This window comes from Streptomyces sp. NPDC033165, from assembly GCF_055577965.1.
In genome coordinates, this window is the sequence record NZ_JBVIPK010000012.1 from 84176 (window position 1) to 99183 (window position 15008).

At 72.1% G+C, this 15008-nt stretch carries 14 protein-coding genes and 1 pseudogene; 8 read left to right on the plus strand and 7 right to left on the minus strand.

Features of this window, described 5'->3' with window-relative positions:
- Window positions 1-3: 3 nt before the first annotated feature.
- Window positions 4-2508, minus strand: a complete 2505-nt coding sequence (locus ACZ5WC_RS25310) for a ThuA domain-containing protein (RefSeq protein ID WP_468542949.1) — start codon at window positions 2506-2508, stop codon at window positions 4-6.
- A gap of 272 nt (window positions 2509-2780) precedes the next feature.
- Between ACZ5WC_RS25310 and ACZ5WC_RS25315 the strand changes: the two genes are divergently transcribed.
- The 3 genes from ACZ5WC_RS25315 (at window position 2781) to ACZ5WC_RS25325 (ending at window position 5186) form a co-directional block, all read left to right on the plus strand.
- Window positions 2781-3800: a multicopper oxidase domain-containing protein gene (locus ACZ5WC_RS25315; protein WP_468542950.1), complete on the plus strand. Its 1020-nt coding sequence runs from the start codon at window positions 2781-2783 to the stop codon at window positions 3798-3800.
- A 254-nt stretch (window positions 3801-4054) separates the two neighbouring features.
- Window positions 4055-4849, plus strand: a complete 795-nt coding sequence (locus ACZ5WC_RS25320; RefSeq protein ID WP_468542951.1) for a VOC family protein — start codon at window positions 4055-4057, stop codon at window positions 4847-4849.
- A gap of 82 nt (window positions 4850-4931) precedes the next feature.
- Window positions 4932-5186: a WhiB family transcriptional regulator gene (locus ACZ5WC_RS25325; protein WP_468542952.1), complete on the plus strand. Its 255-nt coding sequence runs from the start codon at window positions 4932-4934 to the stop codon at window positions 5184-5186.
- A 165-nt stretch (window positions 5187-5351) separates the two neighbouring features.
- Here ACZ5WC_RS25325 and ACZ5WC_RS25330 read toward each other — a convergent pair whose 3' ends face one another.
- The 4 genes and pseudogenes from ACZ5WC_RS25330 to ssgD form a co-directional block, all read right to left on the minus strand.
- Window positions 5352-6326 carry an acyl-ACP desaturase gene (locus tag ACZ5WC_RS25330; RefSeq protein ID WP_468542953.1) on the minus strand — a complete coding sequence of 325 codons (975 nt, stop codon included), beginning with the start codon at window positions 6324-6326 and terminating at the stop codon, window positions 5352-5354.
- 160 nt (window positions 6327-6486) lie between these two features.
- A pseudogene (locus ACZ5WC_RS25335) lies at window positions 6487-6759 on the minus strand (excinuclease ABC subunit UvrA); the annotation flags it as partial.
- Between the two features lie 47 nt (window positions 6760-6806).
- The gene (locus ACZ5WC_RS25340) at window positions 6807-8438 is read right to left on the minus strand and encodes an ABC-F family ATP-binding cassette domain-containing protein (protein ID WP_468542954.1); all 1632 of its coding nucleotides are present in this window, start codon (window positions 8436-8438) and stop codon (window positions 6807-6809) included.
- Between the two features lie 227 nt (window positions 8439-8665).
- Window positions 8666-9082, minus strand: coding sequence for a spore wall synthesis regulator SsgD (ssgD, locus tag ACZ5WC_RS25345; RefSeq protein ID WP_468542955.1), 417 nt, complete (start codon window positions 9080-9082; stop codon window positions 8666-8668).
- A 227-nt stretch (window positions 9083-9309) separates the two neighbouring features.
- Between ssgD and ACZ5WC_RS25350 the strand changes: the two genes are divergently transcribed.
- Window positions 9310-10425: a WD40/YVTN/BNR-like repeat-containing protein gene (locus tag ACZ5WC_RS25350; RefSeq protein WP_468542956.1), complete on the plus strand. Its 1116-nt coding sequence runs from the start codon at window positions 9310-9312 to the stop codon at window positions 10423-10425.
- Between the two features lie 52 nt (window positions 10426-10477).
- On the opposite strand, the gene ACZ5WC_RS25355 is transcribed toward ACZ5WC_RS25350, so the two are convergent.
- Window positions 10478-11428 carry a hypothetical protein gene (locus tag ACZ5WC_RS25355; protein ID WP_468542957.1) on the minus strand — a complete coding sequence of 317 codons (951 nt, stop codon included), beginning with the start codon at window positions 11426-11428 and terminating at the stop codon, window positions 10478-10480.
- Between ACZ5WC_RS25355 and ACZ5WC_RS25360 the strand changes: the two genes are divergently transcribed.
- A complete protein-coding gene (locus ACZ5WC_RS25360) occupies window positions 11397-12221 on the plus strand; it encodes a sensor histidine kinase (protein WP_468542958.1) in 825 nt (274 codons plus the stop codon). The two genes, ACZ5WC_RS25355 and ACZ5WC_RS25360, sit on opposite strands and share 32 nt — an antisense overlap.
- Before the next feature lie 141 nt (window positions 12222-12362).
- A complete protein-coding gene (locus tag ACZ5WC_RS25365; RefSeq protein WP_468543042.1) occupies window positions 12363-13103 on the plus strand; it encodes a response regulator in 741 nt (246 codons plus the stop codon).
- A gap of 20 nt (window positions 13104-13123) precedes the next feature.
- Here the strand turns inward: ACZ5WC_RS25365 and ACZ5WC_RS25370 are convergent, their stop codons facing one another.
- Window positions 13124-13411, minus strand: a complete 288-nt coding sequence (locus ACZ5WC_RS25370; protein ID WP_468542959.1) for a YciI family protein — start codon at window positions 13409-13411, stop codon at window positions 13124-13126.
- A 93-nt stretch (window positions 13412-13504) separates the two neighbouring features.
- Between ACZ5WC_RS25370 and ACZ5WC_RS25375 the strand changes: the two genes are divergently transcribed.
- The gene (locus tag ACZ5WC_RS25375) at window positions 13505-14191 is read left to right on the plus strand and encodes an endonuclease V (protein ID WP_096629431.1); all 687 of its coding nucleotides are present in this window, start codon (window positions 13505-13507) and stop codon (window positions 14189-14191) included.
- 2 nt (window positions 14192-14193) lie between these two features.
- Complete coding sequence (locus ACZ5WC_RS25380) at window positions 14194-14757, plus strand: O-methyltransferase (RefSeq protein ID WP_468542960.1); 564 nt, start codon at window positions 14194-14196, stop codon at window positions 14755-14757.
- The last annotated feature ends 251 nt before the right edge of the window (window positions 14758-15008 follow it).

The window sequence follows — 15008 nt, forward strand, 5'->3', positions numbered from 1 at the left end:
GTCTCACTGTGCTGCCGCCTTCCCGACGAGGTCTCCGGCGGCCGGAGTCGCGCCGCCGCCCTTGTATGCCACGCGCCACAGCGCGGACTTGGAGTCCGAGGTGAAGAAGCCGCGCCCGTAGTCGAGTACGTACAGCGAACCGTCCGGTGCGAACTTCCAGTCCATCAGATTGCGGATGCCGTCCGCCCCGACCGGGATGATCTTCTTCAACGACTCGGCGTGCACGGGCAGTCCGCCCTTGCCGACGGTCTTCGGGTCGGTGATGACCGCATGCCGGGGCTGGGCGCCGTCGTAGAAGTCACCGACGAACCACTTGCCGTCCCAGTACGCGGGCCACTTGGCGGTGGACTCGCTCCGCGCGTCGAAGCGGTAGACCGGGCCGTTCATCGTGGCCTGCCCGCCGCCCTTCAGCCAGGGCAGCAACTCCTCGCCCTCCTCCGTCCTGTAGCTCGGTACGCCGTTCTCGTCGCGCGGGTAGTCCACCCCGCCGCCCTGCGGCGAGTACCAGATGGTGTTCGGGGTGACCGGCGGCAGCTTGACCAGCCCGTCGTTGTGCGGCGACTCGTTCCTGGGGGCGTCGCAGTCGTACCAGCCCAGGGGCCGGCTCGGGTCGGGCAGATTCCGGTCCCGGTAGGGCTGGTTGTTGCCCATGCAGTACGGCCAGCCGTGGTTGCCCGCCTCGGTGATCGCGGCGAACGTGTCGTACTTCGCCGGGCCCCAGGTGGTGCTCGGCGCACCCGCGTCGGGGCCGACCCAGCCCGCGTACAGCGTGTCCGTCGCGGGGTCGACCGAGATCCGGGCCGGGTTGCGCACGCCCATCACGTAGATCTCGCCCCGGGTCTTCCCGCCGCCCTCGTCCGGCTCCCGGCCGGTGAAGAGGTTGCCCTCGGGCAGGGTGTACGACCCGTCGTCCTCCGGGTGGATGCGCAGGATCTTGCCGTTCAGGTTGTTGGTGTTGCCCGAGGTCCGCCGCGCGTCGGCGAATGCGATGCCCTGGTAGTTCGGCTCCGGGTTGTTTCCGGAGTAACCACCGCTGAAACCTGAGGAGTTGTTGTCACCGGTCGCGATGTACAGGTTGTCCTTCGAGTCCCACGCCATGCCGCCGCCCGCGTGGCAGCAGCTGTGGATCTGCACCGGCCAGCCGAGCAGCACCTTCTCGGAGGCCGGGTCCAGCCTCCCGGACGCCGAGTCGTAGGTGAAGCGGGATACCTGACGGGTCGCCAGCCGCTTGTCGCGGTCGATCTTCGCGTGCGGGGTGTAGTGCAGGTACACCCATCCGTTGGACGCGAAGTCCGGGTCGAGCTCGATCCCGAGCAGCCCCTCCTCGACCTTGACCAGTTCGTCGCCGCCGCCCTTGTTGCCGAAGACGTCCAGCGCACCCGCCAGGGTGACCTTCCCGGTCTTCGGGTCGTAGACGTGGATCTCGCCCTTGCCCTTGCCGATGTCCGGGTCGTTCCAGTCGATGACGACCGGGCTGGAGCTGTCGGCGCCGCCGCGCCCGATGTAGAAGACCTTCCCGTCCGGCGCGGTCACCAGACCGTGCGGCTCGCCGATCTGGTCGTTCCGGCCCGGCTGGTTGGGCTGGGTGAGCCGTTCGGCGGTGTAGTTGGACGTGATGGTCGCCGTGCAGTCGGCCTGCGAGGTCCGGTTCGTCCAGGCGAGCGCGCCGCGCAGATGGTCGCGGAAGTCGGTCTCCGTGAAGCTGTCCGCCGTACCGCCCATCGCCGTGTAGAAGGACCGGCCGCCGTCGTAGTCCCGGCACCAGGAGACCGGGTGGTCCCAGCCGTTGGCGCTCGCGCCCGGCCGGTACGTCAACTCCCGTACCCGCGCCACGGTGTGGACGTCACCTGACGGATTCTTCGTCCAGTTGAGCCACTTGTCGGGGCGCTTCCACTCCAGCGGCAGGTTCTTGGTGGCCGGGTGGACCCGGTCGCCGATCTCAACGGTCGCCCGCTGCACCGCCGTCGGGCTGCCGGCCGCCGGACGGGCGCCCACCAGGCCGGTGAACCAGTCCGAGTACGGCTCGGTGCGCGCCGCGTCATGGATGCCGAGGAAGCCGCCGCCCGCCTCCATGTACGCCTCCAGGCCCGCCTCCTGCTCCGGGTCGAGGACGTCGCCGCCACCGGTGAGGAAGACGACGGCGTGGAACGAGCCGAGCCGCTCGCCGTTGGTGAAGACCTTGGGGTCGTCGGTGGCCACGATGGCGAAGCGCCCGGCCTCCGGGCCGGTCTGCCCGATCTTCTCGATCGCCGCTATCCCCGCGTCCGTGTACGTCGCCTCGTCGCCCGCCGAGGCGTGGAAGACCAGCACCTTGACCTGGTTCTTCGCCCCCGGCGGGGAGGGGAGAGACAACGTTGTCGCCATCTTCTCCACCAGGTCCCGGCCGGGCGATGTACCCGCGTTGGCCGGGCCCCCGCCGCCCAGCAGGGACGCGGTCAGTGCGCCGGCCGCCAGGGCCGCCGCGAGGCCGCGTCGTGATCCGGACCGGTGATGCGGTGCGCGCTGCATGTGGTCACCCACCCCTCTGTGGTCACTGCACCTCTCGGTGACTGTGGGTCGCTCGCTCTTCGTCACTGCCTCTTGGTTCACTGCGACAGCGCACGAAGCTAGACCCCTTTCCGCGGTCCGCCAATAGCTACGGCAGCAATGGCACGAACTTTGTCCTGGGTGTGGATGAACGGGAGGGTCCCGGCTACGGTGTGGCCCGATCCGGGGATCTCCGGAGACCCCTGACGTCTCCGCGGTGACGCCAGTTTCCTTATCGCAGTGGGGAGTTCGACATGGACCGACGGACCTTCGGCCGACGGATGGTGGTCGGTGGCGCGGCTGCGGCGGCGACAGGGGTGACATCGTTGTCGCTCGGTGCGGTGAATGCAAGCTCCGCGGAGAACCCGCCACGCACCGCCCCGGCCGGAGGTGTGGTGCGCCGACTGAGGCTGTACGCCGAGAAGTTGGCGGACGGTCAGCTCGGCTACGGCTTCGAGAAGGGCAGGGCCTCGGTCCCCGGACCCCTCATCGAGCTCAACGAGGGCGACACCGTGCACATCGAGTTCGAGAACCTCACCGACGTCGACGCCAGCCTCCATGTCCACGGCGTCGACTACGACATCGCCAACGACGGTACGCGGATGAACAAGAGCCACGTCGAACCCGGCGGCACCCGTACGTACACCTGGCGCACGCACGCCCCGGGCCGCCGCAAGGACGGCACCTACGAGCCGGGCAGTGCGGGCTACTGGCACTACCACGACCACGTCGTCGGCACGGACCACGGCACCGGCGGCATCCGCAGGGGGCTCTACGGGCCGGTCGTCGTGCGCCGCAAGGGCGACATCCTGCCCGACAAGACGTTCACGATCGTCTTCAACGACATGACGATCAACAACAGGACGGCCCACAACAGCGTCAACTTCGAGGCCACGGTGGGTGACCGGCTCGAATGCGTGATGATCACGCACGGCGAGTACTACCACACCTTCCACATCCACGGTCACCGCTGGGCGGACAACCGGACCGGCATCCTCACCGGTCCCGACGACCCCAGCCGGATCATCGACAACAAGATCTGCGGCCCCGCCGACTCCTTCGGCTTCCAGATCATCGCGGGCGAACGCGTGGGCGCGGGCGCCTGGATGTACCACTGCCATGTGCAGAGTCACTCCGACATGGGGATGGCGGGGCTGCTGCTGATCAAGAAGCCGGACGGCACGATCCCGGGCTACGAACCGCACCATGCGGCGGGCGGCACGGAGGAGAAGAGCCGCACGGCTGAGGCAGGCGCGGCCGAGCACCAGCACTGACGAGACGCCGGGCCGGGGCGTGGCGGCGGGGTCGCGACGCACCGGCGCAACCCTTCGCACCCGGGGACCCTCCATCCCTACGCTGGGCCACACCGTGTACGCGGGGAGGGGTGTGGACCCGCAGCCCGGTCGGCCCTGTGCGGACTGCGGTTGTCAGTGCCCGGTGCGAGACTCGACGGGAGAGGAAGCACCCAGCAGCCACAGCAGGACGAGCGGGACGAGCGGGACCGACCGGATCGACGGAGGAACATGCCATGACCAGCCCGGCCTTCCACGACGGAGCACCCAACTGGGTCGATCTCGGCACTCCCGATCTCGATGGGGCCGCCGCCTTCTACCGGGACCTTTTCGGGTGGGGCCTGATCCCCGGCGGCCCCGAGGTCGGGGGCTACGGCATGTTCACCCTGGACGACCGGTACGTCGGCGGGGTGATGACGGTCTCCGAGGACGAGGCGCCCAGCGCCTGGTCGGTCTCGTTCCAGTCGCCCGATGCCGACGCCACCGCCGCGGCGGTCACGAAGGCGGGCGGGAGCGCCGCGTTCGAGGTGATGGACGTCCTCGACTACGGCCGCATGGGCGGCTTCACCGACCCGGCCGGAGCGTATTTCGGGGTGTGGCAGCCGAAGGAGCACCGTGGTTTCGGCGTCGTCCAGGAGCCCGGCTCGTTCCTCTGGGCCGAGCTCTACACCCCGGACGTCCCGGCGGCGGCCACCTTCTTCAACAGCGTCTTCGGCTGGCGGACCGACGAGATGAAGGTGGAGGGCACCGACTACACCTACACCACGGTCCACCCGGCGAGCGCCGGCCCGGAGGCGTCGTTCGGCGGTCTCGTCCGGATGGGGGACGTCCCCTCCGAGGCGGCGCGCGGCTCCCACTGGCTGCCGTACTTCGACGTGGCCGACGTCGACGCCGTCGTGGCCGAGGCGAAGCGGCTCGGCGGCACGGAGACGCTGGCGGCGATGGAGGTCCCCGGCGTCGGCAAGCTGGCCAACGTCGCCGACCCGTACGGAGCGGTCTTCGCCGTGATGAAGCCCGAGCCGAGGCAGTAGCCGCAGTTCCGGCCCCCGGCCGTGGGATGCGGATTGATGAATCGTTGATCAGTCGTTTATCGGCGCGGGACACCGTGGGCACATGCTGATCAACACCGTGACCGACGACGCGCTCGCCTGGCAGGAGACCGCGTTGTGCGCGCAGGCCGGGCCCGATTTCTTCTTCCCGGCCCCGGGCAGTTCGACGCGCGAGGCCAAGCAACTGTGCAACGCCTGCGAAGGACGTCTGGCGTGCCTGGAGTACGCACTGGCCAACGACGAACGGTTCGGTGTCTGGGGCGGACTCTCCGAGAAGGAGCGCGAGCGGCTCCGCAGAGAAGGACGCGACCAGGACTGAGCAGCTCCCGCACCCCGCGTCCCCGACCCCTTCGCACCACCCCTGGCGCACCCAGCTGCGGATGCTCCGCCAGCACCCCTCGGGCGATGTGCGCGATGTCGCGTACGCGGAGGTCACCGCCCAGGAGTAGCCAGGGCCGGACCGGCCGCCGGACCGTGGCCCGGATCAGCCGCGGCCGCGCGCCGCCATCCGGGCCTTGCGGGCGGCGAGCCTCTCGTCGAACTTCGCGGCCTCGCTGTCGAGACCGCCCATGTACAGGCCGAGCTCCTCCTGCGCCTGCATGCCCTCCGGGCCGAGCCCGTCGATCTCCATGACCTTCAGGTAGCGCAGCACCGGCTGGATCACGTCGTCGTGGTGGATGCGCATGTTGTAGATCTCGCCGATCGCCATCTGCGCGGCGGCCCGCTCGAATCCGGGCATGCCGTGGCCGGGCATCCTGAAGTCGACGACGACGTCGCGCACGGCCTGCATGGTGAGGTCCGGGGCCAGTTCGAAGGCGGAGCGCAGGAGGTTGCGGTAGAACACCATGTGGAGGTTCTCGTCGGTCGCGATCCGGGCCAGCATCCGGTCGCACACCGGGTCGCCGGACTGGTGGCCGGTGTTGCGGTGCGAGACGCGGGTGGCCAGCTCCTGGAAGGCCACGTACGCCACGGAGTGCAGCATCGAGTGCCGGTTGTCCGACTCGAAGCCCTCCGCCATGTGCGCCATGCGGAACTGCTCCAGCTTGTCCGGGTCCACGGCGCGCGAGGTGAGCAGGTAGTCGCGCATCACGATCCCGTGGCGCCCCTCCTCGGCGGTCCAGCGGTGCACCCAGGTGCCCCAGGCGCCGTCGCGGCCGAAGAGCGAGGCGATCTCGTGGTGGTAGCTGGGGAGGTTGTCCTCGGTGAGGAGGTTCACCACGAGGGCGATCTTGCCGATGTCCGTGACCTTGGACTGGTCCGGGGCCCAGGCCTCGCCGTCCTCGAAGACGCCGGGGAAGTTGCGTCCGTCGGAGAACGGGACGTACTCGTGCGGCATCCAGTCCTTGGCGACCTTGAGATGGCGGTTCAGTTCCTGCTCCACCACCTCTTCCAGCGCGTACAGCAGCTGGGCGTCGGTCCACGCCTTCGAACTGCCGAGGTGGGGAGAGGTGATCGTCACGGGGAGCTCCTGGGGACGGGAGAATTACCTACGGCTTCGTAGGTTACGAGACCGTAGGTTAAGGCGACCGTAAGGGCAAAGCCAAGCCCGTCCCCGCTGACACCCGACTACGTACCGTCATGTGCGCGGCTCGTGGTGGTGGTGTGGCGGTCCTCGCAGGTCAGTGGGGCTCTGCGGGCAGCCCCGGATCCCGGCGGAGATACTCGGCGGTAACCGAGGTGCGGTCCGCCGGCAGCCCCTTCGGCGTGCCCTCGAAGGCCAGCTCGCCGCCGTTCTTCCCGCTGTTCTTCCCGCCGTCCGGACCGAGATCGATCACCCAGTCCGCCCGCTCCACCACCTCCAGGTCGTGCTCCGCGCACACCACCGTGTTCCCCGCATCCGCCGGGCGGTCCAGCAGATCCACCAGTGCCCCCGTGTTGGCCAGGTGCAGCCCGCCGTGTCCCGCTGAGGTGGAGCCGCCCGCGAACCACCCGTGGCCGCTCACCGCCCCGCCCGCACCTCCTCCGGCGTGGTGTCCCGCAGCTCACCGTCCAGCCGCAGCCAGCGGGTGATCCCGATCGACTCCAGGAACGCCACATCGTGGCTCGCCACGATCAGCGCCCCCTCGTACGCCCCCAGCGCCTCGGCCAGCCGCCGTACGCTCGCCAGGTCCAGGCTGTTCGTCGGCTCGTCGAGCAGCAGCAGCCGGGGCGCCGGATCGGCCAGCAGCAGCGTCGCCAACGTCGCCCGGAAGCGCTCCCCGCCCGACAGCGTCCCCGCCGGGCGGTCCGCCGCCGCCCCCTTGAACAGGAACCGCGCCAGCCGCGCCCGGACCGCGTTCTCGGTGCTGCCCGGGGCCGCCCGCGCCACGTTGCGCGCCACCGACGCCGCGTCGTCCAGGACATCCAGCCGCTGCGGGAGGAACCCCGTCTCGACCAGTGCGCTCGCCTCGCCGGACAGCGGCGCCAGCTCACCCGCGATCGTCCGGAGCAGCGCCGTCTTGCCCGCGCCGTTGCGCCCGGTCAGCGCGATCCGCTCGGGTCCCCGCACCGTCAACCCGCCCCGCAGCGGCGGACCGTAGGGCGGCGCCGGCTCCCGGAGCAGCAGCACCTCGCTGCCCGGATGCACCCGGGTCCGCGGCAGCTCGACCCGGATCTCCTCGTCCTCGCGTACCGCGAGCTCCGCCTCGTCGAGCCGCTCCCGGGCCGCCGCGAGGCGTTCGGTGTGCAGGACGCGGTGTTTGCCCGCCGACTCCTGGGCGGACCGCTTGCGCTGCCCCATCACCACCTTGGGCTCCCGCTTGGTGTCCCACATCTTCTGGCCGTAGCGTCTGCGGCGGGCCGACTTCATGTGGGCTTCGGCCAGTTCGCGCTTCTGGCGCTGGACGTCCGACTCGGCGGCCCGCACCGTTCGCTGCGCCGCCTCCTGCTCGACGGCGAGCGCCGCCTCGTACGCCGAGAGGTTCCCGCCGTACCAGGTCACCGCCCCCTCGCGCAGATCGGCGATCCGGTCGACCCGCTCCAGCAGCTCCCGGTCGTGGCTGACCACGAGCAGCGCACCGGTCCAGGCGTCGACCGCGTCGTACAGCCGCCGCCGGGCGTACGCGTCCAGGTTGTTCGTCGGCTCGTCGAGCAGCAGCACCCCGGGGCGGGCCAGCAGCAGCGCGGCCAGCCGCAGCAGGACGCACTCGCCGCCGGACAGCTCGCCGATGGTGCGGTCCAGCCCGACGGACCCCAGGCCGAGCCCGTCCAGCGTGGCCCGGGCCCGCTCCTCCACGTCCCAGTCGTCACCGATCACCGCGAAGTGCTCCTCGCGGGCATCGCCCGACTCCACGGCGTCCAGCGCCGCCCGCCGCTCCGCGATGCCGAGCACCTGATCGACCCGCAGGGCGGTGTCCGACGTCACCGTCTGCGGCAGATGGCCGAGCCCGCCCCGGGTGGTGATCCGGCCGTCGAGCGGGGCGAGTTCACCCGCGATGAGCCGCAACAGGGTCGACTTGCCGCAGCCGTTGAGCCCGATCAGCCCCGTGCGGCCGGGGCCGACGGCCAGGTCGAGGTCCCGGAAGACCTCGGTGCCGTCCGGCCAGGAGAAGGAGAGGGAGGTACAGCTGATGTGGGTATCGGTCGCAGGCACGCGGAGCTCCCGGGTACGTCGAGGAAGAGGTGAAGGACGGCTGGAGAAGCTGAGATCGCACACGGGCGCTCTGGGCCACGACAAGGCGCGGCGGGCGCTGCACGGTGTGCACAGGACCTCAGATCAGCAACGTCCTACTCCGATCGACGACACCAGGGACATCTCGAAAGTAGGGCCGGGGCGCGGGCCCGGCAACCGGATTTACGGCCGGTCCGGCACGGCGGGCGTCAGCAGGAGCCGCCCAGCAGTTCGGTCAGACCCCGGTCCAGCTCCAGATAGCGGTGTTCCTCGCCCACCGGCACCAGCTCCTCGGCCCGCAGCAGAAAGCGCCGCAGTTCGTCGGTGCGCACATGGACCATCGCGATGCCCTCAGGGGCGTGGAACTCCAGCACCGTCCGCTCGTAGCCGAACGGCCGCACCCGTACATCACCCTCACCGGCGGGGGAGTCGACCCCGGTGGTCAGCAGCTCGCGGGAGAACTCCCAGGACACCTCGGTGCCCTCCAGGGTCGCCGGGGCCGGGAACGCCATGCGTACGGCGAAGGGGTACTGGCGGTCGTACTGCAGAGTGGCGGGCAGGGTCTCCATCCGCGGTGCGGACGCGACCATGCGGGCCTGCACGGACTGCTCGATAACGCTGGACAAGACCTGCTCCCTCTTGCTGCTGGGTGAACGCTTCCCGGCACTGGAGTAGACGACGGAACTCCACGATCCGTGCACCGGCGTGCGGCGTGAGCTGCGTCACCGGCAACCGCCGCGCCCACCGGCCCGCCCGGCTCCGGCACGTCGCCCCCCCGCACCCCCGCACTCCTGCCCGCTTCCCGGCGACGCACCCTGGACGGGCCCGGGCCCGTGGGCTAGCTTCCAGCGCCATGAAGGCCATGGGGAACACGAGACGGCTGATGGCACTGGTGACCGGCGGCGTCGCACTGGCCGCCGCACTGGTCGCACCGGGCGCGCACGCGGCGCCGGCCGGGGCAACCGTACGGGGGGAGGCGGCCGCGCCCCGACCACTGCCCGGCTGGAAGCTCACCGCCACCGGCACCGAGGCCCGTTTCCGCGGGCTCGCCGCGGTCAGCCGCTCCACCGCCTGGGTCGCCGGATCACAGGGCACGATCCTGCGCACCGGCGACGGCGGACGGGACTGGCGCGATGTATCGCCGCCGGGGGCAGGGGAGTTGGAGTTCCGGGACATCGAGGCGTTCGACGCCCGCCGGGCCGTCGCCCTGGCCATCGGCGAGGGCGAGGCCTCCCGGGTCCTGCGCACCGACGACGGGGGCGCCACCTGGACGGAGTCCTTCCGCAACACCGATCCCCGCGCCTTCTACAACTGCCTGACCTTCTTCGACAGCCGCCACGGCCTCGCCGCGGGCGACCCGGTGGACGGGAAGTTCCGGGTCCTGTCCACCGCGGACGGCGGCCGCTCCTGGCGGGTCCTGCCCGATGCGGGGATGCCCGACGCCCTGCCGGGCGAGGCCGGTTTCGCCGCGAGCGGCCAGTGCCTGGCCAGCTCCGGCGCCAAGGACGTCTGGCTGACCACCGGGGGAGCGGAGACCGCGCGGGTCCTGCACTCCCGCGACCGGGGCCGGACCTGGACGGCGAGCGCGTCGACCCTCCCGGCGGGCGACCCGGCCCGCGGCGTCTTCGCCGTCGCCTTCCGCGACCGGGCGCACGGCATCGCGGTGGGCGGGGACTACCGCCCCGACCAGGCATCCCCGCGGGCCGCGGCCACCACCGGCGACGGCGGACGCACCTGGCGGCAGTCCGCCGCCCCGCCGCCCGCCTACCGCTCCGGCGTCACCTGGCTGCCCTACACCCGCTCCGCCGCCCTCGCCGTCGGCCCGACCGGCACCGACCTCACGCTGGACGCGGGGCGCACCTGGCGCACCGTCGACACCGGTTCGTACGACACGGTCGACTGCACGCCCGACCTGGGCTGCTGGGCGTCGGGCGAGAAGGGGCGGGTGGCCCGGCTGGGCTTCATCTAGGGGATCGCGGGGTCCGCAGGGCGGGCGTTCACCGCCTGCGGCCCCGCGCCCCCTACGTTCCGACCGGCTTCCGCTCCTGGTTGCCCTTGACCGCCCCGCGCTCCATCCGGTCCTGCCACCCGTTGCCCGCGGGCTGCTGCTGGGAGGCGATGGACTTGCCGTACCGCAGCCGCACGAAGGTCTCCGGCAGCCGCGCGTCCAGCCGCCGGTAGGCGAGACGGCCGAGCAGCCACCCGACGGCCGTGCCGTTCAGCAGGCCGAGGGGGACCGCCGCCCACGCCAGGACCGTATGACCGCCCACCAGGGCGGGCACGGCCAGGGCGGCGGTCGGCAGCACGGGCAGCAGCGTCCCGTACAGACCGAACCAGATCTGGTACGAGACGTCCCCGGCGTCGTTCGGCCCGACCCGGTACTTGGGGTCGACGCCCGGCGTGGCCGCGACGACCGACAGCAGCACCGCCACCCCCACCGCGCTTCCCAGCACCGCCGGGAGCAGCGCCAGCGCCAGCGCCCAGAACTGATGCTGCCCCGAGATCAGCGTGAAGGCCGCGGTCAGGACGAACGACACCGGGCCGAAGAGCAGCAGCAGCGCCGCCTGACGGCCCCGGATGTCCGCGCGTACGGTTCCGCGGTCCGCCCCGACCACCGTCAGCCAGACGGCCGTTCCGTCCTGCCCCAGGAGGTTGCACGCGGTCAGCGCGGCCATCAGCGCCACCGTGAGCCCGACGAACGGCAGGAGTTGCGGCACCCCGGAGATCAGCCCGATCACCCCGATGAACAGGCCGGTCCACGCGCCGCACTGGAGCTCCAGCGAGCGCCAGGGGTCGCGCCACCACTGCCGCAGCTCCTTGCCGAGGACCGCCCCCGTCGGGGTCGTCGGCAGAACCGGCCGCCCCGTCAGCACCCGGCTGCCCAGCGGCCGGAACCGCCGCCGCGGGGCACGTACCGGCGTTCGGGGGGTCAGGACCAGCGTGCACACCCCCGCCATCGCGGCGGCCGCCACCGCCAGTCCCAGCAGCCACCCGGAGGCAACCGCCCACCGGCCGTCCGCCGCCGCCCTGCGCGCCCGCCGCCTGCTGGTGCTGAAGCTGCACGAGGACGCACACCGGGAACGGGCGGAGCACGCCCGCCGGCTCGCCGACAGCCGCCGCGCCGAACGGACCGCCATCGCCCGGGAGATGCACGACGTCCTGGCCCACCGGATCTCCCTCCTGTCCGTGCACGCAGGGGCGCTGGTCTACCGCACGAGACAGGCGCGGGCAGGCCGGGGCCCAGTTCTCAGCGACACCGAGATGGCCGAGACCGCGCAGGTCGTCCGGGACAACGCGTACCAGGCGCTGGAGGATCTGCGCGATGTGCTGTACGTGCTCCGCTCCGACTCCGAGGAGGGGACCGAGGAACGGGGCGAGGACGGCTCCCGGGGGAGCGGTACGGGAACCGGCGGCGCGGCGGCCCCGCAGCCGAGGACGGGCGACATCGCGCGGCTGCTCGACGAGGCGAGGGCGGCGGGCCAGCAGGTCGACCTGCGCACTGAGGGCGACGCGACGGAGGCGGTAGGGCAGGGGGCGCCCTTCCCCCGCCCCCAGGTCCAGCGCACCGCGTACCGCCTGATCCAGGAGGGCCTGACCAACGCCCGCAAGCACGTCCCGGGCGCCCGGGTGACGGTACGGGTCGCCGGAGCCCCGGGCTCCGGACTGACCGGGCTCCGGGAGCGGGTGGAGCTGGACGGCGGGACCCTTGAGCACGGCAGCCGGGACGGTGTGTTCACCCTGCTGGCCCGGCTACCGTGGTCCTGACCCGTGGCCTGCGGCGTGCCAGCCGGTCGTGGAACGAGAGTCATGGCGACGTCATGGCGGCGTCATGACACCGAAGGAGCCTGATGACTTCGGGTGCTGCTGGCCGACGACGACGCCCTGGTCCGCGCCGGGCTGCGGCTGATGCTGCGCGGGGCGGCCGGAGTGGAGGTCGTCGCCGAGGTGGCGGACGGCGCGGCGGTGGCCGGGGCGGTGCGGGACAGCGCGCCGGACGTGGTGCTGATGGACATCCGGATGCCCGTGATGGACGGGATCGCGGCGACGCAGGAGCTCACGGCGGCGGGGGCGGGGGCGGCCGCGCGCGGAGGAACCGACGGCAGCGGAAGCGCACCGGACGAAGGCCCCGGCACCGATCCGCACGCGCCGCCCGGCACTGCGCCGCCCGCTCCCGGGCCGCGCGTCATCGTCCTGACCACGTTCGACTCCGACGGGCTGGTGGTCCGGGCGATGCGGGCGGGCGCCGCCGGCTATCTCCTCAAGCACACCGACCCCGAGGAGATCGTCGAGGCCGTCTACCGCGCGGCCCGCGGCGAACCGGTCCTCTCCCCCTCCGCCGCCCGCGCCCTGATCGACCACGCGGCGGCCGGGGGCGGGGCGGACGTACGGACGGCCGAGGCGGCCCGGCGGCTCGCTCCGCTGTCCCCGCGCGAACGTGAGATCGCGGACGCCGTGGCCCAGGGCCTCTCGAACGCGGAGATCGCCGAGCGGCTGTTCCTCTCCGTGGGCACGGTCAAGGCCACGGTGTCCAGCGCCCTGGCCAGGCTGGAGCTCGACAACCGCATCCAGCTGGCGCTGCTGGCCCACGACGCGAGGCGGGCCGCGGACGGAGCCGGACTCGCACCGGCACCCTCCGACCGGCCCTGAGCGGGCCGGCGCACCGTCGGCTACTTGCGATAAGGAGCCAGCTCGGGAGCCGTCTTCGTCGCGATGAACTCGGTGATCCGGTACGCGCACACGCCGTGCGCGGCGAAGGGGTCGGCCGCCGCGATCCTGTCGATCGCAGCCCGGTCGTCGCCCACGGCCAGGATCACCCCGCCGTCCCGGGGGATCTTGCGGCCCGAGGCGATGAAGACGCCCGCCGCGTACTGCTCGTCGAGCCAGGCGATGTGCTCCTCCATCAGTGCGTCGGCGCGCTCGACCGGAGCCGTGTAGGTCAATTCGAGTACGAACATGATCGTCAGGCTACGGGATGGCCGAGGGCCGGTTCCCGGCCCGCCGGGAACCACGTATCGGACGCCCGCCCGCCACCGCATAAGCTGCCGCACATGACGACCTCCCCCACCCCCGCCCATGAGACCCCCGCCGACGAAGCCGAGGGCCGGGCGATCCAGGACCGGCTGCGCGACCGGGTGATCCTGGACGAGCCGGGTCCGGAGCCCGGAACGGGGCTGGTCACCGGCGTGGACGTGGCCTACGACGACGAGAAGGACGTCGTCGTCGCGGCGGCCGTCGTCCTGGACGCCGCGACGCTGGAGACGGTCGACGAGGCCACCGCGGTCGGCCGGGTCACCTTCCCGTACGTCCCCGGGCTGCTGGCCTTCCGGGAGATCCCCACGGTGCTGGAGGCCCTGGACGGGCTGAGCGAGGGCCCCGGCCTCGTCGTCTGCGACGGTTACGGACTGGCCCACCCCCGCCGCTTCGGGCTCGCCAGCCACCTGGGCGTGCTCACCGGACTGCCGGTGATCGGGGTCGGCAAGAACCCGTTCACCTTCACCTACGAGGCCCCGGGCCCCCGGCGCGGCGATTCCTCCCCGCTGGTGGACGGCGAGGAGGTGGTGGGCCGGGCCCTGCGCACCCAGGAGAACACCAACCCCGTCTTCGTCTCCGTCGGCCACCGCGTCAGCCTGGACAACGCCTGCGCCCACATCCTGCGCCTCTCCGGCCGCTACCGTCAGCCGGAGACCACCCGCCGGGCGGACGCCCTGTGCCGACGGACCCTCAAGGAGATCTGACCGTGGCCGGACGTGGGGTTCCCCCCAGGGTGGCCGCCGCCGAAAGCGTCGCAGCCGAGGCCGGGTTCACGAAGAGCTGCATCCCCGAAGTGGGCAGGCTCCTCAAGCTCACCGCCGCCGCCAAACCCCGCGGAGTGATCGCCGAGAGCGGCACCGGCTCCGGAGTGGGCACCGCCTGGCTGCACAGCGGCCTCGCCACCGGTGCGCGCCTGGTCACCGTGGAGCGCGACGAGGAACTGGCCCGCCGGGCGGCCGGTGTCTTCGCGGACGACGAACGCGTCAGTGTGCTCACCGGGGACTGGCGGCTGCTCGAACAGCACGCCCCGTTCGACGTCTTCTTCTGCGATGGCGGCGGCAAGCGCGACGACGCCCAGCGGGTGATCGACCTGCTCGCCCCCGGCGGCCTGCTCCTCCTGGACGACTTCACCCCGTCCCCCGACTGGCCGCCCCGCTTCCTCGGCGAGGTGGACGAACTGCGCCTCTTCTACCTCACCCACCCGGACCTGGACGCCACGGAAGTGCTGACCACCCCCACGAGCTCGGCGATCGTCGCGGCGCGCCGGTAGAGGGAACACCGCCCCCGCGCGGTGCCTTCGCCGCCGGTCAGGGTGTGTTCGGGGTGCGGTCGAGCCCCGGCGTCCGACCGGCTGAGCCGACGGGCGAGCAGGCTGCTGTCCCAGCTGACCGTGCGGTCGGACCGGCTGATCGGCGAAGACCTGGCACGGTCCGACGCCCGCACGTGGCACTAGGCCGTGCTCGCCCCACTCCAGGACCACCGGCCGCCCGCCCTTCGGGCAACGACGGCAGTACGACGTCA

Coding starts and splice junctions, on each gene's coding strand:
- ACZ5WC_RS25310 (WP_468542949.1), bottom strand. CDS start 2,508: ATGCAGCGCGCACCGCATCACCGGTCCGGATCACGACGCGGCCTCGCG.
- ACZ5WC_RS25375 (WP_096629431.1), top strand. CDS start 13,505: ATGACGACCTCCCCCACCCCCGCCCATGAGACCCCCGCCGACGAAGCC.
- ACZ5WC_RS25350 (WP_468542956.1), top strand. CDS start 9,310: ATGAAGGCCATGGGGAACACGAGACGGCTGATGGCACTGGTGACCGGC.
- ACZ5WC_RS25365 (WP_468543042.1), top strand. CDS start 12,363: ATGCTGCGCGGGGCGGCCGGAGTGGAGGTCGTCGCCGAGGTGGCGGAC.
- ACZ5WC_RS25315 (WP_468542950.1), top strand. CDS start 2,781: ATGGACCGACGGACCTTCGGCCGACGGATGGTGGTCGGTGGCGCGGCT.
- ACZ5WC_RS25370 (WP_468542959.1), bottom strand. CDS start 13,411: ATGTTCGTACTCGAATTGACCTACACGGCTCCGGTCGAGCGCGCCGAC.
- ACZ5WC_RS25325 (WP_468542952.1), top strand. CDS start 4,932: ATGCTGATCAACACCGTGACCGACGACGCGCTCGCCTGGCAGGAGACC.
- ACZ5WC_RS25320 (WP_468542951.1), top strand. CDS start 4,055: ATGACCAGCCCGGCCTTCCACGACGGAGCACCCAACTGGGTCGATCTC.